24 protein-coding genes are annotated in these 24,704 nt (G+C 50.5%); 5 read left to right on the top strand and 19 right to left on the bottom strand.

Going from position 1 to position 24,704, the window contains the following annotated elements; translation table 11 throughout:
• The first annotated feature begins 63 nt into the window (after positions 1–63).
• Together artJ and ACLD4K_RS13250 are read left to right on the top strand one after the other, a co-directional pair.
• A complete protein-coding gene (gene artJ / locus ACLD4K_RS13255) occupies positions 64–795 on the top strand; it encodes an arginine ABC transporter substrate-binding protein ArtJ (RefSeq protein WP_000737538.1) in 732 nt (243 codons plus the stop codon).
• Positions 796–1,121: 326 nt separating this feature from the next.
• The gene (locus ACLD4K_RS13250; RefSeq protein ID WP_183058622.1) at positions 1,122–2,534 is read left to right on the top strand and encodes an aryl-sulfate sulfotransferase; all 1,413 of its coding nucleotides are present in this window, start codon (positions 1,122–1,124) and stop codon (positions 2,532–2,534) included.
• An 85-nt stretch (positions 2,535–2,619) separates the two neighbouring features.
• Here the strand turns inward: ACLD4K_RS13250 and ACLD4K_RS13245 are convergent, their stop codons facing one another.
• From ACLD4K_RS13245 to ACLD4K_RS13185, 13 genes are all read right to left on the bottom strand, one after another.
• Entirely contained in the window at positions 2,620–4,107 is a 1,488-nt protein-coding gene (locus ACLD4K_RS13245; protein ID WP_000644019.1) for a sulfatase, read from the bottom strand.
• A gap of 9 nt (positions 4,108–4,116) precedes the next feature.
• A complete protein-coding gene (locus ACLD4K_RS13240) occupies positions 4,117–4,437 on the bottom strand; it encodes a PTS sugar transporter subunit IIB (RefSeq protein ID WP_000655399.1) in 321 nt (106 codons plus the stop codon).
• A 29-nt stretch (positions 4,438–4,466) separates the two neighbouring features.
• Entirely contained in the window at positions 4,467–5,810 is a 1,344-nt protein-coding gene (locus ACLD4K_RS13235; protein WP_000399318.1) for a PTS sugar transporter subunit IIC, read from the bottom strand.
• A gap of 282 nt (positions 5,811–6,092) precedes the next feature.
• Positions 6,093–7,223 carry a 23S rRNA (uracil(747)-C(5))-methyltransferase RlmC gene (gene rlmC, locus ACLD4K_RS13230; protein WP_183058620.1) on the bottom strand — a complete coding sequence of 377 codons (1,131 nt, stop codon included), beginning with the start codon at positions 7,221–7,223 and terminating at the stop codon, positions 6,093–6,095.
• A 42-nt stretch (positions 7,224–7,265) separates the two neighbouring features.
• Positions 7,266–7,739: a YbjO family protein gene (locus ACLD4K_RS13225; protein WP_000505788.1), complete on the bottom strand. Its 474-nt coding sequence runs from the start codon at positions 7,737–7,739 to the stop codon at positions 7,266–7,268.
• A 73-nt stretch (positions 7,740–7,812) separates the two neighbouring features.
• A complete protein-coding gene (gene potI, locus ACLD4K_RS13220) occupies positions 7,813–8,658 on the bottom strand; it encodes a putrescine ABC transporter permease PotI (protein ID WP_001061621.1) in 846 nt (281 codons plus the stop codon).
• Complete coding sequence (potH, locus tag ACLD4K_RS13215; RefSeq protein ID WP_411011989.1) at positions 8,655–9,608, bottom strand: putrescine ABC transporter permease PotH; 954 nt, start codon at positions 9,606–9,608, stop codon at positions 8,655–8,657. The genes potI and potH overlap by 4 nt, the downstream gene beginning before the upstream one ends.
• Positions 9,609–9,617: 9 nt before the next feature.
• The gene (gene potG / locus ACLD4K_RS13210) at positions 9,618–10,751 is read right to left on the bottom strand and encodes a putrescine ABC transporter ATP-binding subunit PotG (RefSeq protein ID WP_183058619.1); all 1,134 of its coding nucleotides are present in this window, start codon (positions 10,749–10,751) and stop codon (positions 9,618–9,620) included.
• 87 nt (positions 10,752–10,838) lie between these two features.
• Positions 10,839–11,951 carry a spermidine/putrescine ABC transporter substrate-binding protein PotF gene (gene potF, locus ACLD4K_RS13205; RefSeq protein WP_000125769.1) on the bottom strand — a complete coding sequence of 371 codons (1,113 nt, stop codon included), beginning with the start codon at positions 11,949–11,951 and terminating at the stop codon, positions 10,839–10,841.
• A 348-nt stretch (positions 11,952–12,299) separates the two neighbouring features.
• On the bottom strand, positions 12,300–12,776 hold the full coding sequence (locus ACLD4K_RS13200; protein ID WP_000624814.1) for a YbjN domain-containing protein: 477 nt from the start codon (positions 12,774–12,776) through the stop codon (positions 12,300–12,302).
• A 96-nt stretch (positions 12,777–12,872) separates the two neighbouring features.
• Positions 12,873–13,775: a 30S ribosomal protein S6--L-glutamate ligase gene (gene rimK, locus ACLD4K_RS13195; RefSeq protein ID WP_000684361.1), complete on the bottom strand. Its 903-nt coding sequence runs from the start codon at positions 13,773–13,775 to the stop codon at positions 12,873–12,875.
• Positions 13,776–13,832: 57 nt separating this feature from the next.
• A complete protein-coding gene (gene nfsA, locus ACLD4K_RS13190) occupies positions 13,833–14,555 on the bottom strand; it encodes a nitroreductase NfsA (protein WP_000075300.1) in 723 nt (240 codons plus the stop codon).
• Positions 14,539–14,829 carry a YbjC family protein gene (locus tag ACLD4K_RS13185; protein WP_411011988.1) on the bottom strand — a complete coding sequence of 97 codons (291 nt, stop codon included), beginning with the start codon at positions 14,827–14,829 and terminating at the stop codon, positions 14,539–14,541. The genes nfsA and ACLD4K_RS13185 overlap by 17 nt, the downstream gene beginning before the upstream one ends.
• A gap of 169 nt (positions 14,830–14,998) precedes the next feature.
• Between ACLD4K_RS13185 and ACLD4K_RS13180 the strand changes: the two genes are divergently transcribed.
• On the top strand, positions 14,999–15,262 hold the full coding sequence (locus ACLD4K_RS13180; protein ID WP_000495513.1) for a GrxA family glutaredoxin: 264 nt from the start codon (positions 14,999–15,001) through the stop codon (positions 15,260–15,262).
• A gap of 31 nt (positions 15,263–15,293) precedes the next feature.
• Here ACLD4K_RS13180 and ACLD4K_RS13175 read toward each other — a convergent pair whose 3' ends face one another.
• Positions 15,294–15,671, bottom strand: coding sequence for an inner membrane protein YbjM (locus tag ACLD4K_RS13175; RefSeq protein WP_000680850.1), 378 nt, complete (start codon positions 15,669–15,671; stop codon positions 15,294–15,296).
• Positions 15,672–15,941: 270 nt separating this feature from the next.
• On the opposite strand from ACLD4K_RS13175, the gene ACLD4K_RS13170 reads away from it, so the two are divergent.
• Positions 15,942–17,627, top strand: a complete 1,686-nt coding sequence (locus ACLD4K_RS13170) for an aspartate:alanine antiporter (RefSeq protein WP_001024853.1) — start codon at positions 15,942–15,944, stop codon at positions 17,625–17,627.
• Between the two features lie 316 nt (positions 17,628–17,943).
• A complete protein-coding gene (locus tag ACLD4K_RS13165; RefSeq protein WP_001229272.1) occupies positions 17,944–18,441 on the top strand; it encodes a zinc ribbon domain-containing protein in 498 nt (165 codons plus the stop codon).
• Positions 18,442–18,962: 521 nt separating this feature from the next.
• Here ACLD4K_RS13165 and ACLD4K_RS13160 read toward each other — a convergent pair.
• The 5 genes from ACLD4K_RS13160 to ACLD4K_RS13140 are packed head-to-tail and all read right to left on the bottom strand — an operon-like array spanning position 18,963 to position 24,702.
• The gene (locus tag ACLD4K_RS13160; RefSeq protein WP_411011987.1) at positions 18,963–20,666 is read right to left on the bottom strand and encodes a hypothetical protein; all 1,704 of its coding nucleotides are present in this window, start codon (positions 20,664–20,666) and stop codon (positions 18,963–18,965) included.
• On the bottom strand, positions 20,666–21,211 hold the full coding sequence (locus ACLD4K_RS13155; RefSeq protein ID WP_000200789.1) for a hypothetical protein: 546 nt from the start codon (positions 21,209–21,211) through the stop codon (positions 20,666–20,668). Before ACLD4K_RS13155 ends, ACLD4K_RS13160 begins: the two co-directional genes overlap by 1 nt.
• Positions 21,183–21,908 (bottom strand): hypothetical protein, encoded by a 726-nt coding sequence (locus tag ACLD4K_RS13150; RefSeq protein WP_000267951.1) that lies wholly within the window; start codon positions 21,906–21,908, stop codon positions 21,183–21,185. Before ACLD4K_RS13150 ends, ACLD4K_RS13155 begins: the two co-directional genes overlap by 29 nt.
• Complete coding sequence (locus ACLD4K_RS13145) at positions 21,898–22,443, bottom strand: tail fiber assembly protein (RefSeq protein WP_020437995.1); 546 nt, start codon at positions 22,441–22,443, stop codon at positions 21,898–21,900. Before ACLD4K_RS13145 ends, ACLD4K_RS13150 begins: the two co-directional genes overlap by 11 nt.
• A gap of 12 nt (positions 22,444–22,455) precedes the next feature.
• Complete coding sequence (locus tag ACLD4K_RS13140; protein WP_411011986.1) at positions 22,456–24,702, bottom strand: phage tail protein; 2,247 nt, start codon at positions 24,700–24,702, stop codon at positions 22,456–22,458.
• Positions 24,703–24,704: the final 2 nt, after the last annotated feature.

Here is a 24,704-nt window from a genome sequence, read left to right as displayed (position 1 = left end):
AATGGCATTGTAAATCTATGCCGCAGACACGGCGCATAATCATAAGATTACGGGAGTGACATCATGAAAAAGTTAGTTCTGGCCGCATTACTCGCCTCTTTCGCCACTGGCAGCATCGCCGCTGAAAAAATCAATTTCGGGGTTTCCGCTACCTATCCCCCGTTTGAATCCCTGGATGCGAGTAATAAAATTGTGGGCTTCGATATCGATCTGGCAACCGCATTATGCAAGCAAATGCAGGCAGAATGTACTTTTACTAATCATGCTTTCGATAGTCTTATCCCGGCGCTGAAATTCAGAAAATATGATGCCGTCATTTCCGGAATGGACATTACCCCGGAGCGCAGTAAGCAGGTCGCCTTTAGCAATCCCTATTATGCGAACTCCGCGCTGGTGATTGCCAAAAAAGACACCTATAAAACCTTTACCGATCTAAAAGGTAAGCGTATCGGTATGGAAAATGGCACCACGCATCAAAAATATCTCCAGGATAAACATCCGGAGGTCAAAACCGTGGCCTACGACAGCTATCAGAATGCGATTATCGACCTGAAAAATGGTCGTATTGATGGTGTCTTTGGCGATACCGCAGTGGTCAATGAGTGGCTGAAAACGAATCCGCAACTGGGTCCGGCAACAGAGAAAGTGACCGATCCGCAATACTTCGGTACCGGACTTGGCATCGCGGTGCGCCCGGACAATAAGGCGTTGCTGGAAAAACTGAATAATGCGCTGGCCGCCATTAAAGCGGACGGCACTTATCAGAAAATCAGCGACCAGTGGTTCCCGCAGTAAGACATATGTTATTCTAACAACCCACCCTATTGGTGGGTTGTAAATTTTTATCATTTAATTATTTATACCCAAAATAATTCGAGTTGCTTAAAGGCGGCAAGGGAGTGAGTCCCCAGGAGCATAGATAACTATGTGACTGGGGTGAACGAGCGTAGCCAACACATAAGCAACTTGAAGTATGAAGGGTATATATTTTATATCTTCTGGTTTATCTCTTTTTATTTCAAATGACTTCGCCACACTATCTTCTGGGTCAATAATAGGTCCGAAAGACATAACTTAGAGCCTATCCCATTAGGGCTATTTTACTTACCAGAGGATCTATTATGAACAGTGATATTAACGTTATTATTAATCCCTATAATCACAATAAATTATGTGCGCTCGTCAGCTTTCAGACGACTGAACCAGTAATAGTCAGCTATATTGTCAGAGGGAAGACCAGCGCTGCCGATTTTAACTGGTCAGCCTCAGATTATACCGAGAGTCAGGAAATAAGCATTGTTGGACTTTATGCGAATTATCTAAATCACGTCGACATTACCACGCGCTCGCTTTCCGGTAACACCGAAAGTTTTACGCTAGAAATATCGACCCAGGAGCAAGATTATGGCGATACACCTCTAAATCTGACTATTAATATTCTTGATCAAACGCTGGCCGATAATACCTTAGGGCAAGGATGGTTTGTGACAAGTGAATGGAATGGGTATGATATTAACGGCGATCTGCGTATTACTGGACTATATCCGTGGATGTACGGTAACCTAAAAATTATTGATAATTCGCTTTGGTCTGCGCTTGCCAGCGAAACCTACGATCCTGAAAAACATGCCTTTGCGCCTCATCTTTATAATTTTAATCTTATCGGTAAAGTGATTCAAACGCTTACGGCGCCAGAGGGTTTTGGCTTTCACCACGATATCACGACTGATCATAACGGTAATCTCTATGTTCTGGGCTCAGTGTTAGACAACTGGTCTGACAGCCAAAAACTGGAATGCATTATCTATAAATATGCTATTGCAAGTGGAGAACTGCTCTGGCAACGCGATTACTCGAACGAGTTCATGCATGCTACCGTACTTGATAATACTGATACCAATGACGTACATTTTAATAGTCTGGAGTACATCCCTCAAACCAATCAACTGATGGTTAATTCACGTTCAACCTGTACCATTATTGGCTTAAATATTGAGACTGGCGATCTCGAATGGATTATTGATAATCCGGAATTTCCGACATTAAATGCCGACATCAATTTAAGCGTAAAAAACCCTGATAATTTCAAATATCCTAATGGCGAACATGCGGTATTTATTACCAACAATGACAAATATGCTGCTTATCAGGGGGAAAATAAATTTGTCATCTCTATGTTCAATAATAATTCATGTGCGGATGAAAATGGTAATGAGCTGGTCCGTGTCATTGAGTCCGAACCCGTAGCCTATACGGCGGCTGAACTTGATTCACTTCCGACCATTTTTGCCGTTGATCTGAATGAAAAAACGGCTCAGCGATTAGATCAGTTTACCTTCCCCGGACAGCGCAGTGAGCTCACATCTTCTGTCTTTGAAACGGGAGAGAATTACTGCGTTTATTTTGGCGCTGAACAATCATTTTTCGTTTTCGATACTGACAATACCACTGGAGTGTCAATTTTTGCTATTGATACCGGTCTTGGCTATCGTGGCCGAATTTTTAGCTACGATGAACTACGTTCCCTTATTTAAAAAATCGCCTGCATCAACAGGCGATTCGGACTAATACTTGCCGGGTGACGCTGACGCGTACCCGGCTTACAACATTGTTACGTTTTTAGATAACATCCAGACCCAGACGGCGATACTGCTCCGCCGGAGCATCATTTTCTTTCATCAAACGGATAAGTAAGTTGATCATCCTTGCTTCGATGGCCTCATCATGAATAGGATGTTGCTGCTGCGGATCGTCTCTGAGATCAAACAAGAGATGACCAAAGCTATTCACACCTTTATATTTTTCCCTGGCCGGAATACGTAATACCTGAAGCCCTTTAGTAAAGTTAAACGGAGGTGCCAGAGATAATTTTCCCAGTTCATCCACGTCATAACGCGCATTCATCTTGATCGGCATTAACGTGTAGTTCGCAATGTCATGCTCACGCCCCGGCTGCGCGGCCCGCATATAAACATAGCGTCCGTCGGTAACATTAACATGTCCGCTAAACACGCCAAACAGCGCGCCTTCCCTGACGGGTTCATCACTGGCAATGACTTTCGCCAGCGGTTGGCCCTGCATATCTGCGGGAATAGGTTGCTGAAAATAATCCAGTAGCGTTGGCGCCCAGTCAATCATCTGCACCAGCGACTGCCGTCGCGCTCCGCATACCGCGCTGCGCGGGTCCCAGATAAACAGCGGGTTATTCGCCACCTCGTTATAATAGGGCATTTGATTTTTAGCCCACCAACCGTGCTCCCCCAGCAAGAAGCCGTGATCGGTACCGACAATCAGCATCGTATCGCGCCAGAGATCGTGTTCATCCATCAGATCAAGGATACGTCCCAGATTGCGGTCGCACATAGAAACCAGGGCCCGATAACGACAGCGAATATGCGCTATCGCCTCCTCGCTTTCACTGACTTTGCCGCGCGGCCAGTCATAGTGCGGGCCTTGCCACTCATCGTCATAGAGTGATAAATATTCCTCGGTGGTATAAAACGGTTCATGCGGATCAAACGTCTCAACCTGCAATAACCAGTTATCTTCGGCATGATTTTTATGGATAAAATCGCACCCGGCATCAAAAACTTTCGTCTGGGGAAAATCAGCTTCCTGCTGGATGTATTCGCGGTTCGCCCAGTCGTGACGCCATAGCCCGGAAACGCCGCCTCCGGTTTGTTTTTGTGGAACGCGCAGTACTTCCGGAATGGGCGGCTCGCCAACGCTCGCCTTCCAGTGATCGCCCTCCTGACCGCGTACTACGTCCCAGGAGCTATAGCGGTTATGGTAGTTACCGCCGCCGTCTTCCCAGTAATGCAGATGATCGCTGATAAGATGGGTGTAGATCCCCGCTTTTTTCAATAATTCCGGCATGGAATCATCAAAGGGTTCCAGCGGCCCCCACTCACGATGCAGGAAATTATAGCGCCCGGTGTGCAGTTCCCGACGGGCTGGCATACAGGGCATACTGCCGACATAACTATTGTCAAAGGTGGCGGCATGTGCCGCCAGGCGTTGAAAGTTAGGCGCTTTCGTTAGCAAATCACCATAGGGCGGCAAATAGTTTTTATTCAGACTGTCAAACAGCAGAATAATCGCTTTCATGACTCACCCTCATTTGTTGAGCAGGTGCGGAAAATTTTTCTCTACCACATCGTAAATCTGTTTACCTATTGACTCGCCATCCATGATATTTTCAATGGGAATGAGATATTGTCCGTGTTTAGGATCGAGGCTAACGACATCAAGCAATTTTTTCGAAATCGCATAAATATCTGCCCAGTCGGTAAATCCACCGACCTCTCCCGCTGCCGTATGCTCCATATCAAAAGAGAAGTCATATTTTGCTAACGCTTTTTTAACAACAGTTTGTAACATTACGCTACTGCCTACACCATAACCGCATACGAATAGAATATTTACAGAATCTTTCATAATAAAATCCTTTATATAAACCGAATCAATTAAATGGAATAAGGACCAAGATGGAACGTTGAAGCAATAAATTTCAGTAATTCACAAATCGCAGGCCACAGAGTCGCCCAGTCAAATATTCCCGTCCAGCCCACGCCTTCTTTTGCCAGCCCGGTTAAAGGAATGGCCCATACCGTACCGAAAGTCTGAATAATCCCTAACAGGAAAGTACAAATAATAACGGAACGATATCCCCCCATTCGGTTGGCTAATACGCCGATTGGGCCGCCGGAAAAGAAGAGCGGAACAAAACCAGGCAATACCATAATAGGGCTATGGATGAGCAGCAGAATGCCCATGGAAAAAATCGTGCCGAAGGTACAAAAGACGAATCCCAGCGTGGCCGCGTTCGGCGAAAAAGGTAATAAAGCAGCAACATCCACAGCCGGTATAGCGTTAGGAATAAAGCGATCCTGCCATCCTTTAAACGAACCGTTAATTTCGCCTACCATCATCCGCACCCCCTGCAGCAAGATGACCATATACATAGAGAATTGCAGGCCCAGATTGATGATATAGATATACCAGGGTTTGCCTTTCGCCATTAACTGTACGTTATCGATCCCTGTAGCCAATAGAAAACCGCCAACGAAGAGCGTCATCACAATGGCGATTGCCGTCACGTTGTGGTTAAAAATGGCTAACCAACCGGGAAGTTTCAGGTTTTCGGCGTCATGCTTTTCCGGATCGCCGAATTTATGCGCGAATTTCGAGAAAAACCACAGTCCCAGCATCTGGTTATGCGCAATGGTAAAACCGGCGTTATTGGTCACTTTGGCGATGGGTTTAACAATAAGCGTAGTTGAAAACGCCCAAAAGACCCCGGTCAATACCCCGGCAATCACAATGGATTGTACCCAACCGAACCCCAGCCAGAAGACGATTAACCACAGTACTGCCTGTGAATGAGAGACCCCGGTATTGCCGGTAAGAAATATACCTTTTGCGCCGGTATAACGACCAAATAAAACTAATATCAGGTTAGTAAAAAACGCCAGTACAAAAACGTATCCTACATAGCCGAAATTATCGCCCAGCGCTATTTGCGTCGCGGCTTTCATGGCATATGAATCCATTAAGTATCCATGCACGCCATAAGCCTTGCTGACTGCCTCTGCAACCGGTTTAAAAGTGGCTGAAAATTGAAAGCCGCCAAATAACACCATCATCAAACCGACCATCGCGCTGATCATACCGGTGATAATTTTTATAGGCGTCTTTTTATCCAGCGCATAGCCAACACCGACTAATATCCCAATTAATATTGCCGGTTCAGTTAAAAACGTTTGAATAACATCTATAAATTTGGCAAACATCGTCTGAACGCCCTCCATAAGCGTGCCTATTCGTTGTCATGATTGACCCCTTTACTGACGTTACGTATTGCTTCGCTGATGCTATTGAAAGTTACCCGATAAACCACCTTGTCTAATTTTGCCTTACACGCACTGTAATAATCAAAAGTAGTCATTAAAAGATTTAAAGTGATTATTTGTGATTTGATTTGCAAAAATAAGGGAATATATAAATACAATCAATTGGATTTAATAATCAATTGATTGTATTTATTATTTTTATGGAATAATTTGGTGATAAAAATAAATATTGTGAATATATTATACTGACCTGCGCAGTAACGCTAAAACCTCATAATGCGCGGTATGCGGGAACATATCGAAAAGCTGAACACGTTGAATACGGTAGTTCGGCAGATGGCGAATATCCTGCGCCATCGTCTGCGCGTTACAGCTTGAATAAATAATAAAACGCGGCGCCATTTGTGCAAGGTAATCGCACAACGGCTTGCCAATGCCGCGGCGGGGAGGATTCACCAACACCAGATCGGGCGTTTCGCCTTGTGCGGTGGCGAATTGGGTGGAATCCAGCGCCTGGAAATGAAGGCGGGTTAATCCCAGCTCAGCGGCGGATTGCTTCGCGCAGGCAATCGCCTCCGGCGCGATCTCAATACCGGTTAATTGCATCTGCGGCGTCGCGCAGTGCAGACCGAATCCACCCACTCCGCAAAAAAGATCCCACATATGGCGTACCGGCAGTTGCCCTACCCAGTCGCGCGCCGTCGCATATAATCGGCTGGCGACCGTAGGGTTGGTCTGAAAGAAACTTTGCGGACGAATCCACAGCGGCACATCGTTAAAACGTTCCGCCAGCGCCTGCTGATCCGTCAGGTAGATTTCCGTCTCCCCTTCCATAATCGCCATATGTACCGGCTGAATATTTGCGGTGATCACCCTGAGCTGCGGCAGTTGCGCACGCAGCCACGGTAACGCCGCGCGCAGTTGCGTAAGTTTGGTTTCTGAACGCAACACGAAGCGTAGCATCATACCGCCATCGAACTGACTTTCCGTCAGCAACAGGTATTTCAGTTCGCCGCGTTTTCGCGCCACGTTATAAGGCGTGAGTCCGGCACGGGCAATAAAAGGTTTTAGCGCGCTGAATACGGGGGCAAAGGAGGCGGGATACAGCGGGCAGCCGCAAAGATCGACCGGCGTACCGTCGCGATGCAGCATCCCGAAGAGCGGTTTTTCTACACTACCGCTCACGACCATTTTCGCTTTGTTGCGGAAATGCTGTTCCGGGCCGCCAATCGGCGCGCACCACTGTTCAACAGGCAGCCCGGCGAGCAAACGATGTAAATCGGCTGTTTTTGCGGAAAGTTGTTCGTTAACCGACTGCGTAATCCATTGACAGGAACGGCAGCGACCCGCGTCATAGAGTGCGCACTGCATACCAAAAAACCTTCATATTATCCGGGGCGACGATTATACACATTATTGCAGCCGGAAGAACCGACGGCTGGGAGCGGGAATAAACAGCAGAAACAGGATTAAAAGATCGGGGAGTTTTTGCATGACCAGGGAATGCAGGATATCACGCTTCGATTCTCCCGCGATGCTAAACAACTCCGGATACCCGTAGCCTAACGACGCCGCCCACAGATATCCGCTCACAATAATTTGTGTCGCCAGGTACACCCAGCGCGCCCAGCTACGGCCTTTCACCAGCGAAAACGCACAATAAATTTCAACAAAGACCAGCACTAAGCTGGCCAGAAAGACCAGGGTTAAGCTCCACGTCTGCACGCTGCGATGAATAAACTCGCCCATCCCGCGTATGCCGAGGGTATTCATAATCATCAGCACATCGAGACCGCGAATCAAAATAATCGCCATAGCCGCAACCTGCACCAGCGTAGGCACATTTAAACGGGCATGTGATGAGGTTGATTGCTTTATAAATCCCAATGAATGTCTTCCCTGAAAATGATGCCGCGACCCGCGCGGCAACGCATTGCCATAGTGGAAGATTTTAGTGGCTTCAGCCGCGTCTTGCACGCTGGATATCGCGAATCCGCTGTTTTTCCGCTCGCGCCATCAGGTACCAGGCAATAAATCCGACGATTCCTACCACGCCGAGGATTAACGTCGCCAGCGCGTTGATTTCCGGGTTCACGCCCATGCGCACACTGGAGAAAACCAGCATCGGTAGCGTGGTGGCGCCGGGACCGGAAACAAAGCTGGCAATCACCAGATCGTCAAGAGAGAGCGTAAAGGCCAACAGCCAGCCTGAGATCACCGCTGGCATGATCATCGGTAACGTAATGACAAAAAAGACCTTCAACGGCGCCGCGCCAAGATCCATCGCCGCCTCTTCAATCGAACGATCCAGTTCGCGTAATCGCGAAGCGATCACCACTGCCACATAGGCGGTACAGAAAGTGACGTGCGCCAACCAGATGGTCAGCATCCCGCGATCGGAGGGCCAGCCGATAGCATGACCGAGCGCGACAAACAGTAGCAGCAGCGACAGCCCGGTAATCACATCCGGCATCACCAGCGGCGCGGTGATCATAAACGCAAAGCCGTTTGCGCCGCGAAATCGTCCAAATCGCACCATCACCACCGCAGCGATAGTACCGAGCACCACCGCCATCGTCGCCGCGCAGGCGGCAATTGTCAGGCTTAGTCCCACTGCGCTCATCATGGCGGAATCCCGAAAGAGCTCGCCATACCAGCGCGTCGACCATCCCGCCCACACCGTCACCAGCTTCGAACTGTTAAACGAGTAAATCACCAACATTAACATCGGCGCATAGAGAAAAGTAAACCCCAGCACCAGAATCAGAATGCGCCAGGGCGAGCGAACGACCGGTAAGTTATTCATCCGTGCTCCCCCGCACTTTTTTGCTGATGTTTATGGAACCACATGATCGGCACGATCAGCAGCAGCAACATAATAATGGCGACCGCAGAAGCCACCGGCCAGTCGCGGTTATTGAAAAACTCCTGCCACAGGACGCGACCAATCATGATACTGTCCGGCCCGCCAAGCAGTTCCGGGATCACGAACTCGCCCACCGCCGGGATAAAAACCAGCATCGAGCCGGCGATGATTCCGCCTTTGGTGAGCGGGACAATGATGCTAAAAAATGTTTTCAGCGGTCGGGCGCCGAGATCCAGCGACGCTTCCACCAGCGAATAATCAATACGCGTTAATGCGGTATAAATGGGCAGAACCATAAACGGCAGATACGCATAAACAATGCCGATATAGACGGCCAGGTTAGTGTGCAGGATCGTCAGCGGCTGATCGATAACCCCTAGCCACAGCAACACATTGTTCAGCACACCGTTGTTTTTCAAAATGCCCATCCAGGCATAGACGCGTATTAAAAAAGACGTCCACGAGGGCAGAATCACCAACAGCAGCAGGATATTGCGCGTGGAGGGCTTGCTGTGCGCCACCGCCCACGCCAGCGGGTAGCCCAACAGCAGGCAGCAGATCGTGGAAATACCGGCAATTTGTAACGATTGCAGATAGGCTTCGAAATAGAGCGGATCGTCGGTCAGTTGCAAAAAATTACCGAGATTGAGCGTAATCGACAACTGACCGTCAGCCCATTCCAGCAGATCGGTATACGGCGGGATCGCCCGCGCCATTTCCGCCAGGCTTATCTTAAAGACGATAAGAAACGGCAGTAAAAACAGCAGAATGAGCCAGATATAAGGCAAAGCAATAACCAGCTTACGCCCATGTTTCATTTGCATTCGCGCCAACCATAGCACCGCGCCGCCAGGTTTACTGATGCGTGCCGGAGGTTCAAGTGTGCTCATGTTTCCCCCTTATACCGTCAGGACCACGCAGCTATCCGCTTCCCAGCACAAACGCACTTCATCGCCCCAGGTCGGTAACCCTTTTCGGTAACGGTGCGCATTCTGCAGTTGAGCGCTGATCATCTGCCCGCTTTTTAGCCGCACATGATAAATAGACAAATCGCCGAGATACGCAATATGCGCCACTTCGCCGACGGCGAAATTATAGCCATCGGCAGGCGGCGACTCACACAGCATGATTTTTTCCGGACGTAGCGCCACATATACCGGCACATTATCAACGACAGAGGCATCTGCATCGACTTTTAACGGATGAACCAAACCGGGCGCGTCAATGACCAGACCGTCCTCTTCACGCGCTTTCAGTACGCCCTCAAAAACATTTACCGATCCGATAAATTCGGCGCTATAGCGGGTCGTCGGATGCTCGTAAATCTCCTCCGGTTCGCCAATTTGCACAAATTTTCCACGGTTCATGATGGCAATGCGCCCCGCCATCGTCATGGCTTCTTCCTGATCGTGCGTCACCATGACGCAGGTCACGCCGACGCGCTCAAGGATATCCACCACTTCAAGCTGCATCCGGTCGCGTAATTTTTTATCCAGCGCGCCCATCGGTTCATCCAACAAGAGCAGCTTAGGACGTTTCGCCAGACTGCGCGCCAGGGCCACGCGCTGACGCTGACCGCCGGAAAGCTGATGCGGCTTACGTTTCGCAAACTCCTGCATGTGCACCAGACCCAGCATCTCATTGACGCGGCTGGTAATCTCCGCCTTCGGCAGTTTGTCCTGCTTCAGACCAAAAGCGATGTTCTGCTCTACCGTCATATGCGGAAACAACGCATAGGACTGAAACATCATATTAATCGGACGCTGATACGGCGGAACATGCGCCAGATCGACGCCGTCGAGCATAATTTGCCCGCTGCTCGGCGGTTCAAAACCTGCCAGCATCCGTAGCAGAGTCGATTTTCCACAACCTGACGCGCCCAGCAGGGCAAAAATCTCGCCTTTATAGATAGTCAGACTGACATCATCGACAGCATGTTGCCCGTCGAATGACTTCGTCAGGTTGCGAATTTCCAGAAGCGGCGTCAGCGCTTTACGGGTTTTCACCTGCGGGCGGTGGGGGACATCATTCACAAGGCGCTCTCCGGCATAACACAATCAAACGATACAAACGGTGGAATGCCCGATAGCGCACGCTTATCAGGCCATACCGTTAATCAATTACTTACCGCTTTTCACCTTCGTCCATGCGCGGGTGCGGACGCGATCAATCTTCGGCTCCTGCACTTTCAGGGTAAACAACTTGGCCCGCACATCCGCCGGCGGATAAATTCCCGGGTTATCGCGCACCTGCTGGCTAACCAGCGCCGTCGCCTCTTTATTCGCATTGGCGTAGAAAACGTGATCGGAAATATGGGCAATCACATCAGGGCGCAGCAGATAATTAAGGAACTGGTAGGCCTCGTCTTTATTTTTGGCGTCAGCCGGCATGGCAAACACATCAAAAAACGCCATTGCCCCCTCTTTGGGGATCGAGAAAGAGATATTGACGCCATTTTTCGCCTCTTTCGCCCGGTTAGCGGCCTGCCAGACATCGCCCGCCCAGCCGATGGCTACACAGGTATCGCCATTAGCCAGATCGTTAATGTATTGCGAGGAGTGGAAATAGCGAATGTTTGGCCGTAGCTTCAACAACAGATCGGTTGCCGGGCCGGTGTAGTCATCCGCTTTGCTGCTATTCGGATCTTTACCCAGATAGTTCAGCACGGTGGCAAAAATTTCTTCAGGCGCATCAAGGAAAGAGACGCCGCAGCTTTTTAGCTTCTCCAGATTTTCCGGCTTGAGGACTAAATCCCAGCTATTCACTGGCGCATCATCCCCCAGCACCGCTTTCACTTTATCAACGTTATAGCCAATGCCCGTCGTGGCCCACATATAGGGCATGGCGTATTTGTTGTCAGGATCATGCTTCGCTACCAGTTTCAGCAGTTCAGGATCGAGGTTTTTCCAGCCGGGAAGTTTGCTTTTATCCAGCGGCTGAAAAACGCCCGCGGTGAGCTGACGCTCAAGAAAACTGGCCGATGGCACCACCAGATCGAACCCGGTGCTGCCTGCCATTAACTTGCCTTCCAGCACTTCGTTAGAGTCAAAGACATCATAGATAACGTTAATCCCGGTCTCTTTTTCAAAGTTCGCCACCGTGTCCGGCGCGATATAATCTGACCAGTTATAAATGTGCAGCGTTTTTTGTTCGGCAGCGAGCGTGCCGACAGAGACGACCATCAGAGCACCCGCAACCAGACCCGATAGCCATTTTTTCTTTAAGGCGGTCATCATCGCTTTCCTTCTGAAATCCGTTAACAAATGAACCCATTAGGCGTGGTTTAAAACATGCCTGAAATGTGCATACCTTTTCATTTGATACAAATGAAGAAGAGAGGTCGCCCTCCCTGCCATCAAGCTCGCTATAGAAGCTTCGCAAGAATAACTTTAGCTAAGGTTTGAGGCTATAGCCCAGATTAAAAAACGCCTTTTATCAATTTTTTATGCAGGTTTTGTCTATGTGATAAAGCGAAATGGTCAGAAAGGAGGTGAATAATTCTTTAAATAAAGGTTAACGACAGCATAAAAAAACGTAAACAGCAGCCGCGCTGGCAGCGACTGCCTGATTATCGGGAGGGATCAGTGAAGAAAATGGTCAACCGCGCTGGTTTTTTGCGCGTCTTCTTCCGCGTTAAACAGAAGCTGATGCGCCCCGGCCTCAAGGATCACCATAGAAATCTGCTCTTCACTTTGGCGAACAAACCATTCGAACTGTTCGTAGGTGACGCCTTGCATAACGGATAAAGACTGGCACACAACCAGCTTTGGCAGATTATCATCCTGCATATCGAGAAAGGCTTTTACCGTCAACGAACTGGCGTTGATAGCAGAGAGATCGGCCGCCAGCGGCAGCAACGCGGAAGGCCTGACCTCCGCCATCGCGGAAAAAAGAACGGTGTTGTCCACCAAATCGATTTTAGCATCGTAGACGCCGTCAAAATTCTGCATATGCGGCAAATGCAGCGCCTGGCAGGTATCACATTCGAAGAAATTCATGCCCAGGTCGTCGAGCCATTGACGCAACGTATCCAGAGTGGGAACGACCAGTGATATCATAATAATGTGCTACCTCTTACGATGACGATGAAAAAATTACCGGCACAGCTTACGCAAAAAGCGTGCTTCGTACTACGGCGGAATCCATGATTGCGATTAGCCGCCGATTTTAAGGCAAAATTCAGGCGTAGCGTGACGTTCTATCCACTGAATCATTCGCCCCGCGATATCCACGCCCGTAGTCTTTTCGATACCTTCCAGTCCCGGCGAGGCATTCACCTCCATCACCAGCGGCCCGCGCGCGGCGCGTAAAATATCGACGCCCGCCACATCCAGCCCCAGCGTTTGTGCGGCTTTGATGGCGATATCCCGTTCACGGGGCGTGATCGTCGCGATGCTGGCCACCCCGCCGCGATGAAGATTGGAGCGAAAATCACCGGCTTTCGCGCACCGCTCAATCGCCGCCACAACCTCATTGCCGACGACCAGACAACGAATATCGCATCCTTTAGCTTCGGCAATGTATTCCTGAACCAGGATATGGGCATTCAGCCCCCGAAACGCATCAATAACGCTTTCAGCAGCCTGACGCGTCTCCGCCAATACCACGCCGATCCCTTGCGTGCCTTCTACCAGCTTCACGACCAGCGGCGCCCCGCCAACCATCTTAATAAGATCGCTGGTATCATCCGGCGAATGGGCGATCCCGGTAATGGGAAGATCGATCCCCTGGCGCGCCAAAAGTTGTAGCGATCGCAGCTTATCGCGCGCGCGGGTAATGGCGACGGATTCATTCAGCGGATAGCTACCCAGTAGCTCAAACTGACGTAGCGCAGCGGTACCATAAAAGGTAATGGCCGAACCAATACGGGGAATAACGGCGTCAAAATGGGGCAGACGACGCCCCTTGTAATGGATCGACGACGCAGCCGGATTAATATTCATATAGCAGGAAAGAGGATCGAGTATCTCGACCAGATGGCCGCGCCGCATCGCCGCTTCGCGCAGACGTTTGCAAGAATAGAGCGTTCCATCCCTGGACAATATGGCAATTTTCACCCTGCACCTCGCTGAAAACCCTGAAAAGCCCGCGTATCATACACTGGCCCGCAGGTTTTAGCGCGTCGCCCAGCCCTGTTTATGCAAATATTCAAGGATAAATGGGCGATTTTCTTTAATCAGGGTGCGACGGATATGATCGCTCCAGGTATCGCGTCGCGTATTACTGCCGCGGGTCAGATAATACTCAGCCAACTGCTCGTCATAGCGCGCCAGCAGCTTTTCATCAAGCGGTTGATACTGGTTCTCATGAACCACAAGCTCGGCAGGCAGGCGCGGTTTCAGATCCGGATTATCCGCAGGCCATCCCAAACACAGGCCAAAGAGCGGCAATACATGCTTCGGCAATTTTAATAGTTCGGTAACAGACTCAATATTGTTACGGATGCCGCCGATATACACGCCGCCTAACCCCAGTGATTCCGCCGCCGTCAGCGCATTTTGCCCCATCATCGCCGTATCGACGACACCGAGCAGCAGTTGTTCGGCAAGCCCCAACTGCGCGTCAGGGCAGATCTGCAAATGACGATTAAAATCGGCGCAAAATACCCAGAACTCAGCGGCCTGCGCCACATGCTTTTGCCCGCCCGTCAGGGGCACTAACGCCTCGCGCAGCGCCCGATCGGTAATACGGATAATAGAGCTGCACTGTAAAAAACTGGAACTGGACGTGCTGCGCGCGGCGGCAATAATGGCCTCTCGCTGCGCGTCAGTCACGGGTTCATCGGTGAAATGGCGAATAGAACGATGGCCACAAAGAAGTTCAATGGTCGGACTCATTATGCTTTTCTCTATCTGAACGGGAAGAAATGTCGGGTGGACGTTTCATCAACTGCGGCGCCAGTAACTGCGCAATACGCCACATCATCGCCACCGCGGCGGGGAGGATCAACACGACGCCCAGGAAAACCATCAATACGCCAACCAGCGGCGTATTGAACGGCGCAGGCAGCGTAAGGTAATGATTAAGTGATAGCAGAGCAAGCGCCAGCAAAATCATACCGAGGCATTCCAGTATCAGTACGCTTTTGGGTAACACGCCAATCGTGCGCATATCAAGCCTCCTGGTAAACTGACGCACAGTGTAGAACGTTCTGGTCCGGCGTGCTTAACAGATATAGCCCTGGGTTATCAAAGGAACAGGCGTAACCTGCTTTTCATCTGCCGTAAATCGCGGCATGATAACACCTGTTCGCCGTCTGGCTTTATGTTCGAGGAGAGATATGTTTACTGTTATTTTTGGCCGTCCAGGGTGCCCTTATTGCGTGCGTGCAAAAGAGTTGGCGGAAAAACTGAGCAAAGAACGCGACGATTTCAACTACCGCTATATTGATATCCATGCTGAAGGCATCACTAAAGCGGATTTGGAAAAAACCGTAGGTAAACCCGTAGAAACCGTACCGCAGATTTTTGTCGATCAAAAACATATCGGCGGCTGTACGGATTTTGAAGCATGGGCAAAAGAAAATCTGAATCTTTTCGCCTGATTGCTCTGGCAACGCCCTCTACCGGAGGGCGCTATCGGCGTTTTTTTCGCCGGTGGCTAAACAGACTGCTAATAAACAAATAACAGAGCGCGCCTAACGCACACCAGAATACGGCGCTAAATAACCATGCCAGTTCTTGCCAAAACGATCGGGTAGGCATAAATACCACGCGCATTAACACCAGGCAAAACGGCGCCGCCAGCATCGCCCCGATCAGCGGTCGGATCACCTCGCGTCGGTGAGAACAAAAACTGGCCACCGCACCAGGCAACGTAAAAAATAACAGTCCAATCTCAGGATGCCCTGCCGCGCGAAAAGCGCCTTGTACATGCATAGTTAATGAAAGACACACCACAATAAAGAGTACAAAGCAGCAGACAACGCTTGCCCACCCGTGTTTATGTTTCAATCGTTCCTCCTGACACTCTCTATCGAACACGCTTTCCGCCGTGAGGCATCCAGTCAGATAAAGTCATGTGGCATTCCATGCCAAAAACACACCTGCACGATTCTTATAGCCGTTAGTACGCAATAAGATTAAACTAGCAGGATATATTGTTGTGTTGTTTTTATTTGGATGCTGTATGCAATACGATTGCACCCTTAATTCATGATAAAAACAGTAGCGTAAATTACCATTTCTTTCAACAGCTTACTCGTAAACAAGAAGTTAGTCTCCGTGAATATAAACGTCGCAGATTTGTTAAATGGGAATTACATCCTGTTATTATTTGTGGTCCTGGCTCTTGGCCTGTGTCTTGGCAAGTTACGTCTGGGTTCAGTCCAACTTGGTAATTCCATTGGCGTTTTAGTGGTCTCTCTATTATTAGGGCAGCAACACTTTAGTATTAACACCGACGCGCTAAATCTGGGATTTATGCTGTTTATTTTTTGTGTCGGCGTCGAGGCTGGCCCCAACTTTTTTTCGATTTTTTTTCGCGACGGTAAAAATTATCTGATGCTTGCCCTGGTCATGGTCGGTAGCGCTCTGCTAATCGCCTTAGGCCTTGGTAAGCTATTCGGCTGGGATATCGGCCTGACGGCCGGTATGCTGGCCGGCTCAATGACTTCCACGCCCGTGCTGGTTGGCGCAGGCGATACCCTGCGACATTCCGGCATCGCCAGCACGCAACTCTCCTCCGCTCTTGATAATCTGAGCCTGGGCTATGCCCTGACCTATCTGATTGGGCTGGTCAGTCTGATCGTGGGCGCGCGCTACTTGCCTAAACTACAGCATCAGGATTTGCAAACCAGCGCCCAGCAAATTGCTCGCGAGCGTGGTCTGGATACCGATGCTAATCGCAAAGTTTATTTGCCAGTTATCCGCGCCTATCGGGTTGGCCCGGAACTGGTGGCCTGGACAGACGGTAAAAACCTGCGCGAGCTGGGTATTTACCGCCAGACAGGCTGCTATATCGAACGTATTCGTCGTAACGGTATTCTGGCGAACCCGGATGGCGATGCGGTGCTGCAAATGGGCGATGAGATTGCGCTGGTCGGCTATCCGGACGCGCACGCCAGGCTCGATCCCAGCTTCCGTAATGGTAAGGAAGTGTTTGATCGCGATCTGCTTGATATGCGCATCGTAACGGAAGAAATTGTGGTGAAAAACCACAATGCGGTCGGTCGCCGCCTCGCTCAGCTCAAGCTGACCGATCATGGCTGCTTCCTTAACCGCGTCATCCGCAGCCAGATCGAAATGCCTATCGACGATAACGTCGTGCTGAATAAAGGCGACGTGTTACAGGTGAGCGGCGACGCCAGACGCGTAAAAACCATCGCCGATCGCATTGGTTTTATTTCGATCCATAGTCAGGTGACGGACCTGCTCGCCTTCTGCGCTTTTTTTATCATCGGGTTAATGATCGGGATGATTACCTTCCAGTTCAGCAATTTTAGTTTCGGCATCGGCAACGCGGCCGGATTGCTGTTCGCCGGGATCATGCTCGGTTTCCTGCGCGCTAACCATCCTACCTTTGGTTATATTCCACAGGGCGCACTTAACATGGTGAAAGAATTCGGCTTGATGGTATTTATGGCAGGCGTTGGTTTAAGCGCCGGCAGCGGTATCAGCAACGGCCTGGGTGCGGTCGGCGGACAAATGCTGATCGCCGGGCTTGTCGTCAGCCTGGTACCGGTGGTGATCTGCTTCTTGTTTGGCGCTTATGTGCTGCGCATGAACCGGGCGCTGCTGTTCGGCGCCATGATGGGCGCGCGTACCTGCGCCCCGGCGATGGAAATCATTAGCGATACGGCGCGCAGCAATATTCCAGCGCTGGGTTATGCGGGGACTTACGCTATCGCCAACGTTCTGCTAACGCTGGCGGGGACGCTTATTGTCATCATCTGGCCGGGGTTAGGATAAAACTGAAGTTTGCCTTTAAGTGAAAAAATTTTGCCAATAGGTCGAACTTTTCGTTAAAGCATCAGTCATACCTATTGCCACTGCTTTTCTTTGATGTCCCCATTTTGTGGAGCCCATCAACCCCGCCATTTCGGTTCAAGGTTGGTGGGTTTTTTGTTGCCTTGAATTTATACCTTTTAAAATCATAGTGTTAGAGTATGTATTTTTTAAGATGGCGACAAAATGGCGGCGGATTTTTTTTGATAGACAATTCTTTCTTGTAACCTTGCTTACTGGATAGCTATGATCCAGATGCTTAATTAATAAGGAAATGTCTATGGCACTTACCAAATGTAAAGAATGCAAAAAAGAAGTCTCAACCTCTGCAAAAACGTGTCCCCACTGTGGCGTTAAAGATCCGGGGTTTGGTGCAAAACAGAAGCTTGGCGGATGCCTTATCTTGATAATCATCGTTGCAGCAGTCATGTACTTTGTTGGTGGAAGCGATGACAAGCAAACGGCGGAAGCGCCAAAAGTATGCTCTAACACGGATACCCAGTGTAACTTTGACAAGAACATGGTCGATGCAGTGACCAAATGCAAACCACTGGTAGAACATGCAGCAAAATATGAATTTGAATGGACTGACGGCCTTTTAGATCCAATGTTCTCTCATGCACGAATCGACAGCAAAAAGAATCAGCTAACGTTCATCGGGGATAAGGTCAAATTTACAAATGGCTTTAATGCAAAAATGACCATGACTTACGCTTGCACTATGGACCTGAAAACCAAAGAAATAGTGGATTTCAAGATTTCAGAAGGCAAATTGTAAGCATCACATTTTTCAGTCTCTGAAACCCCAGGGGAAACCACGGTAGCCCGCCCCACATCTGGCGTTGCGGGCTTCTTGCCACTTATCCTTCACTGTCCCCCTAGATCATTTTAATCTACATAAAAATTTTTTTTACTTTATTTATCTGATGGTTAGAAAACCCCTCAGATCCTTCATTGATCCTTCAAAATGAAAATTACTGAAATTCCTTTCAATCTTTTCAGTTGGAGATTTCCCGCAAGCCGCCAGAACTGACGCTGTCTGGCGGTTTGGTTTGTAGGAAAAGAAAACTGAAAAATTTAATCGATCCAGAAACCGCAGGCGGGTGCGGTGTAGCGCCGTTTTTGTCTGCGAAAGATTTATTTTGTCAGCGTGTGGCGTCGTCAGCGTAACGTGACAACACAGATCCTTTTGTGGTGTTGCTCGGTAGTTGTCAGATAAAGGAAGCGCTTAGAATGCGTCTGGTGACGCCTGATGAAGGGTGTAAAAAAACCCGCATTATGCGGGCTGAAAAGAGAGAATCAGGCGATGATGTTCTGGTACTTGTTCCGGGTCTGCCCGGCCTTTACTGCCGTCTGGTTGAATGCTCCGGCATTGGTCGGCGTACCAACACTGGGGTGTGAATGGCTCGCGCACTGCTGCGCCAGCTCTGCCAGTAAATCAATGGTGTCCAGCATCATGGTTAGCGTATTTACGCCCTCGCTACCGATATGCACGGTTGGCCCCATAATCTGCTGACCGCCCGCTGCCACGGATTTACGTAATGCGGCAATCTTTTCTGTCAGGGTTCCCCCTATATCAACATTCATGGCACCGGCCACTTTCGTGGATTGCTGCCCGGCGATTTCGGTTTCTTCATTTCCTGTAATACTGGCCAGCCGGTTTCCTTTTACCGCCTGGCTGAAGTCGCCAGCACTGACCTGCTGTATGGCTCCGGCCATCAGCGTGGCGGTACCCAGTACTGTGATTTTATCCGTGGCTTTCACCGTGGTTTCACGGCTGACCAGTTCGCGCCGTTCCGTGTCGGCTTTCACCGTCCGCGCCATCGATGTTTCACTGATGGTCTGATCCGTCTGGCGTACCCAGTCTCCTGCCTGTGTCACGCGTTGCGAGACTTCCGCCCGCTGCTGTTGCAGCTGTTCGCCGGGCTTAATGTCCGGCAGACTGGTGCCATCCGGCAGCGTCTGCCTGATAAAGGGCTTATCCGGCCTGCCGCCCGTAAACGCCACCTCTACCAGCGTTCCTTCCGGTGGAAACTGGAACATTCCCGAATCGTTACCGGCCATTGGCACCGGCAGCGGTACAGCGGAATATACCGGCGTCTGGTTGTCCGGGTTGCCGTCCGCGTCAAGCAGCTGCACGTCAACGGCGTACCGTGGCCGGAACGGGTCGGCAAAATTACCGCTTTTTACGGCCTCGCTGGGTGCCACCACCCTGGCCAGTTTGGGCAGGTGAAGACCTGAAGCCAGCTCCGGGTAATGGCTTTCTATCTGACGCTGCGCCGGTGTTTTCTGCAATGGCTGACCTGTGGCGCGGTTCCGTGGTGTCCACGTGATGGTCATTGTGTCATTCGCCAGATGAACTTTGGTCACGCGTTCCCCGTTCACGTCCACGCCCGGACGAAGACTCTGGATCACCGGCAATGTCATGGAATTACCGCCCGCCGTTCCCTGGCTGAACTCTGCCGGGATTTCTACCGGGCGTCCGGCAAACAGCGCCTTTTCTGCACCGCCGACATACAGCGAACCATCCGGCAATGGATACCAGATGTAATCCGTGATACTGAATGCCCTGCCCAGGTTATTCAGCAGCTGGTATCCCGTCCCGTTATGGGTGAAATGGGGGATCGGTTTATCACTGTACGGCACATCCGGTACCGCAATGCTGATCCCGCTGTTTTCCTCCAGCCATCCGGCCACATCGCGCAGTGTGGGATGCTGGAATGAGCATGGCCACATCCGTTCAAATACGCCAGCCAGCTCGCGGACGAACAGACGCTGATAACCGTTTTCGGCAGGCTGTGAGCGCTCCACATAGCCGGTAAACCAGCGCAGAAGTAAACCGGAATACCCCACATCCAGCCGTACCAGTTTGCCGGTGTAGTCTGTGGTCGTCTGTGCCGTAATAAAGCCACGTCCACAGCTGTTCAGCTCCAGCACCAGACTGGCGTCAGCCAGGTGTATTTCATCCGTTGAAAGGTAAAGGCGTTTTACTGGTTTCATCATTAACCTAAAGCGTCATTGACGGGCTTCAGTACCCTGCGTTCAAACCACGTCAGTTTTTCTTCATCCTCTCCGGCACTCTGGCCACCGGATTGTCCCGTACTGCTGGCCGTCTGTTTTTTTGCCGTTGTTTTACCGGTTGCCCTGGCTTCCCGCTTCTCCTGTACGCTGACATGTTCCGCCAGGGTGAACGTGACCAGCCAGGCCATTTTCCCGTCCTGCGGCGGTGCATCCAGCATTCCGCTGAAGGTGGCCTCACGAAAATTCACTGCTCTGGCCACCTCATGCGCAACGCGGTATTTCATGCGTTTCCCGTCTGCATCGGTGGCGCTGGCCAGTTCAAAAATACGCTTCAGGATCTCCGGGTTTTTAAAGGGTATTTCGCCGCTGATACGCAGCTCTTTGCCCTTTGCCCCCTGCTCTGATTTGGTGGTCGCGCTGGTCTGACCGGACTGGTCTTTATCCTGAAACTGCTGGGAAACGGTCACGCGCATGTTTTTCAGCAGTATGGCCTCACCATTAAGCGCCAGTGTCGGGATCGACGTCATGAATCATGCCCCTTATTCCATCAAGATTTTTTCCAGCCAGCATGATTGCCGCAGTATAAACGGCTGAAGGCTGCGGAATGTCCTTTACCAGCGCCAGAAGGGTGGCGGCGGTGTCGCCACTGGCCGTAAATACCCATGCCCTGGCACTTTTCCCCTGCAAATCAGCAAGGCCGCTGGCCACATCGTTAATCAGGCTGTCACGCAGTTGCGTAAATTCCCCCAGTTGTTGTTTCAGCCCGTCCAGGCTGAATCCGGCGCCAGCCGCTTTCTGCGCCTCACTGATAGCGGCAGCGGATAACGCTGCCCTGCTGGTCGGAACGGACAGCGGAATGGCAACCGGCAGTCCTGCCCCGGCTTTCGCGGGGATCTGCATTTTCTCAGTAGCCAGTGTCGCCGCAGACTCAGCCAGACGTCTAACCTGGGTGAATGCGGGCGCGGGGAAAACATCCACCAGGCTGTTAAGCCCCTTCATGAAGTTTTCATGGGTCTGTCCCGTTACCATCATGATCACCACATCGGTATTGCCTCCCGTTCCGGCCAGCCTTTCCGCCAGATAATGGATTGCATTGACCGGACTCAGGTATGCCCCGTTATCTGTCTGCTGCCCCAGACCGTGAATCCACGGATGCGCCGGAACGACAGAACAATCCAGCGCAGCCAGAGAATCCGTAAAAGCCAGACGCGCTTCACGCCACATCCGGTACCTCCGGCCAGTCAGGGGAAGCTGTATCCACACGGTTAACCATTACGCTGTAGAGTTCCCATGCCTCCAGTCGCTTCTGCTCCTCATCAGTCGCGATACCACGCTTTACTGCACGCGCCAGTGGTGCAATGGCTGATTCAGCCTCAGCAAGGCGACGAACTTTTTCAGCCTCCGCCTTTTTACGCAGCTCTTCCGGCGAATAAGCCCGTTGAACGACTTTACCGTCTTTAAACTGCCAGCCGCCTGAAATATCAGCGAGACGGTTTTCATCCGTATCAGGTAGCTCCGCCACGCTCTGGCCAGCAGGCCATAAACCGGAAATATCGCGCGTGATACACGTAATAACATCGTTATCGTCGTAGGTAATTTTCAGCGTGTCTGCTGAAAATAATTGTTGGCACCCGTACCAGTCCTGACCATCCTCTGATTTAAGATGCGCCGCACCGGGGAATGATGCATCCGGTGTATAAGGGATGAAATTTTTAATATTTAAAAACTGTTCGCTCTTTTTGTTTCTTTCCGCTTTCATCATTATTCCTTCTTATACACTTGGTGCCGTTACCCACGTATCACCAATCAGATACTGAATGGGACGGTAATAAACCTTGTCATCATCACCTTCCATTTCCCAGCTACCGTCAGTATGGAACCCCGTCACCACCTGTCCGCCGCCGAGCTGAAAATCACGCCACAGACCGCCAGAAAGCGCCACCGGGCCGAGTCTGATCGCTTTGACCATATTCGAGTAGAGGTAGCCGCTCAACCAGGCTGCATTCCCTCCCCCCCACACGGTGCCTGATACGTCTCCGTTATTGGCGTAGATGGCCCCGCCTGCACGAAGTGTGTTAGCGGTGATATCTCCATTGACCGTAAAGACAATCGAACCATCGGGATTTCGCTGGCTGTACAGATGCCATCCCTGGTCGTCATCCAGTTCAATAACCGTTGGGCGGTTTCCTCCGTCACCCCACAAATTAAACGTGGCAGTCATTGTTGAATTATTATTACTCGTCAGTGACAGTTTTTTTGCGTTGCCTGCGCGTACGGCACCATTAGTGAGAACATCTACTGACATGTGTAACCCAGAATTGTCGATATAACCGACTAGGGCATTATTGGCATAAATACCCAAAACGCCGTCACTGTGCCACTTAAACCCGGTATCGTTATCGCCGAATACAATCGAATTACCGCCCAGCGCATTATCAGTACCAATGCCTAACGGACCGTTTAGCCTCCCTCCATTAACTGACAGCGCTCCGACATCTTCGGGAGTAGGTTTCATCAGGCTGTTATACAGCGTATATGTCTGACCGCTGGTTGAGTTTCCCGGCTGTACTGATGAATATTCAGGCGTACTGTGTAGCGTGACATTTGCATTACCGGTGTAATCATATTGCGCAATTAACCAGTACGCATACTGGCCGATATTAATATAAATATCGTAGGTGTCGCCTGATGTATTAACCCATGCGACCTCGTTAGCAGCAGAAGGTGAACGCCTCCATAATGTGGCGGTTATTCCAACAGGTGAACCATTACCGGCACGCAGTACCAGTTCACTGATTGCCGCTTGCTCAAATGATCCAACGTTATACCCCGAACCTCCATAAAGCTTAATTACCGCTGTTGATGTGGACTGCGGCATTACAACCGTGGCGATTTTGAACCAGCCTGATTCGCCAAGTGTAATGGTGGTCGACGTTACCGCGCCGATAGTTCTCGCAAATTGTTTTTTGTCCGGAATATCGCCGCCATTACTGTTTTTCTCCAGTCGTCCGTTCGCATTATCCATAGCCGCTTTAACCGCTTTCGGCGTTGCGGCCAGCATCTCCGAATCGCTGTTTGTTTCACTGCTTAACTGCACAAACCCTTTTTCGCGGGTTGTGGCGTCCGGATGATTACGGGATTGTTCGTGTTTTCTCAGCGCATCACTGGCCTGCTGCTCATTCAGCGTCCCTTTCGGGCGTAAATCCGTAATATTGCCGTTTTCATCAATACCCGCCACCGCAAACACATAATGCTGTATGCCGTTCTGCACATAATCCGCCAGGTTGTCAGCAACCGTAATACGGGACTGCACACCCCACACGCTGGTAAGCGTTCCTGTCCAGCATACATCCAGCCAGACTTTGACCGGCCTGGTTGTCACGGTAATATTCAGGTTTTCTGCAAGCGTTGTGCGCAGCCCTGCCACATAGCCGGTACCTTTGGTCACATAAAACTGATTCCCGCTTTTCCCGACCAGATAGCCGTCACCAAAAAACGCCGCCGCCCCGAAGATGTCGATATTTTCCAGGCGCTGGCGCTCGTCCATTCCGGCCATACGTGCGGTAAAGTCAATCTGCCAGGTCTCAGCAGGCGTATTAATTCCGGTTTCAGCCTGTGCGCCGTTATATTCCATCAGAAACGAGCGCGTAAGCACGTTCCCCTGTTGCCCTTCAGCTGTTTTAAGTTTTTGCTGTAATGGCGCATGAACAATCATTGCCAGCGTACCGCTGGCTTTATTCAGCAATCCAATCCAGTTAAAGGAAAAATCCCCCACGTCCGCCCCCAGTACGACGGAATGCACCACGGCGTTGTCATTCACCACACCCTTACGGCTGACGGCCTGCCGGTGAACAATCTGTTCAGCCGGTGGCAGGGTTTCATTGCGGTCAACCGGCTGATCCGGATCAAGTCCCGGTACGTTAGCGAACACAAATTCATCCAGCAGGACAGGCTCCCCCGTGGCACCCTGTTGCGCTTTCCACTGTTCAAATGCCAGTGTAATTGTTGTCTGTGACATAT

The sequence above is a fragment of the Salmonella sp. 741265055_HSA genome, from assembly GCF_046569525.1.
GTDB classification, from domain to species: Bacteria; Pseudomonadota; Gammaproteobacteria; order Enterobacterales; family Enterobacteriaceae; genus Salmonella; species Salmonella enterica.
This window is presented reverse-complemented; position numbering and strand designations above follow the sequence as displayed.

What these genes read in the sequence shown, in the direction of transcription:
- artJ (WP_000737538.1), top strand. Translation starts at nt 64, where the DNA reads ATGAAAAAGTTAGTTCTGGCCGCATTACTCGCCTCTTTCGCCACTGGC.
- ACLD4K_RS13250 (WP_183058622.1), top strand. Translation starts at nt 1,122, where the DNA reads ATGAACAGTGATATTAACGTTATTATTAATCCCTATAATCACAATAAA.
- ACLD4K_RS13245 (WP_000644019.1), bottom strand. Translation starts at nt 4,107, where the DNA reads ATGAAAGCGATTATTCTGCTGTTTGACAGTCTGAATAAAAACTATTTG.
- ACLD4K_RS13240 (WP_000655399.1), bottom strand. Translation starts at nt 4,437, where the DNA reads ATGAAAGATTCTGTAAATATTCTATTCGTATGCGGTTATGGTGTAGGC.
- ACLD4K_RS13235 (WP_000399318.1), bottom strand. Translation starts at nt 5,810, where the DNA reads ATGGAGGGCGTTCAGACGATGTTTGCCAAATTTATAGATGTTATTCAA.
- rlmC (WP_183058620.1), bottom strand. Translation starts at nt 7,223, where the DNA reads ATGCAGTGCGCACTCTATGACGCGGGTCGCTGCCGTTCCTGTCAATGG.
- potI (WP_001061621.1), bottom strand. Translation starts at nt 8,658, where the DNA reads ATGAATAACTTACCGGTCGTTCGCTCGCCCTGGCGCATTCTGATTCTG.
- potH (WP_411011989.1), bottom strand. Translation starts at nt 9,608, where the DNA reads ATGAGCACACTTGAACCTCCGGCACGCATCAGTAAACCTGGCGGCGCG.
- potF (WP_000125769.1), bottom strand. Translation starts at nt 11,951, where the DNA reads ATGACCGCCTTAAAGAAAAAATGGCTATCGGGTCTGGTTGCGGGTGCT.
- ACLD4K_RS13200 (WP_000624814.1), bottom strand. Translation starts at nt 12,776, where the DNA reads ATGATATCACTGGTCGTTCCCACTCTGGATACGTTGCGTCAATGGCTC.
- nfsA (WP_000075300.1), bottom strand. Translation starts at nt 14,555, where the DNA reads ATGAGTCCGACCATTGAACTTCTTTGTGGCCATCGTTCTATTCGCCAT.
- ACLD4K_RS13185 (WP_411011988.1), bottom strand. Translation starts at nt 14,829, where the DNA reads ATGCGCACGATTGGCGTGTTACCCAAAAGCGTACTGATACTGGAATGC.
- ACLD4K_RS13180 (WP_000495513.1), top strand. Translation starts at nt 14,999, where the DNA reads ATGTTTACTGTTATTTTTGGCCGTCCAGGGTGCCCTTATTGCGTGCGT.
- ACLD4K_RS13165 (WP_001229272.1), top strand. Translation starts at nt 17,944, where the DNA reads ATGGCACTTACCAAATGTAAAGAATGCAAAAAAGAAGTCTCAACCTCT.
- ACLD4K_RS13160 (WP_411011987.1), bottom strand. Translation starts at nt 20,666, where the DNA reads ATGATGAAACCAGTAAAACGCCTTTACCTTTCAACGGATGAAATACAC.
- ACLD4K_RS13155 (WP_000200789.1), bottom strand. Translation starts at nt 21,211, where the DNA reads ATGACGTCGATCCCGACACTGGCGCTTAATGGTGAGGCCATACTGCTG.
- ACLD4K_RS13150 (WP_000267951.1), bottom strand. Translation starts at nt 21,908, where the DNA reads ATGTGGCGTGAAGCGCGTCTGGCTTTTACGGATTCTCTGGCTGCGCTG.
- ACLD4K_RS13145 (WP_020437995.1), bottom strand. Translation starts at nt 22,443, where the DNA reads ATGAAAGCGGAAAGAAACAAAAAGAGCGAACAGTTTTTAAATATTAAA.
- ACLD4K_RS13140 (WP_411011986.1), bottom strand. Translation starts at nt 24,702, where the DNA reads ATGTCACAGACAACAATTACACTGGCATTTGAACAGTGGAAAGCGCAA.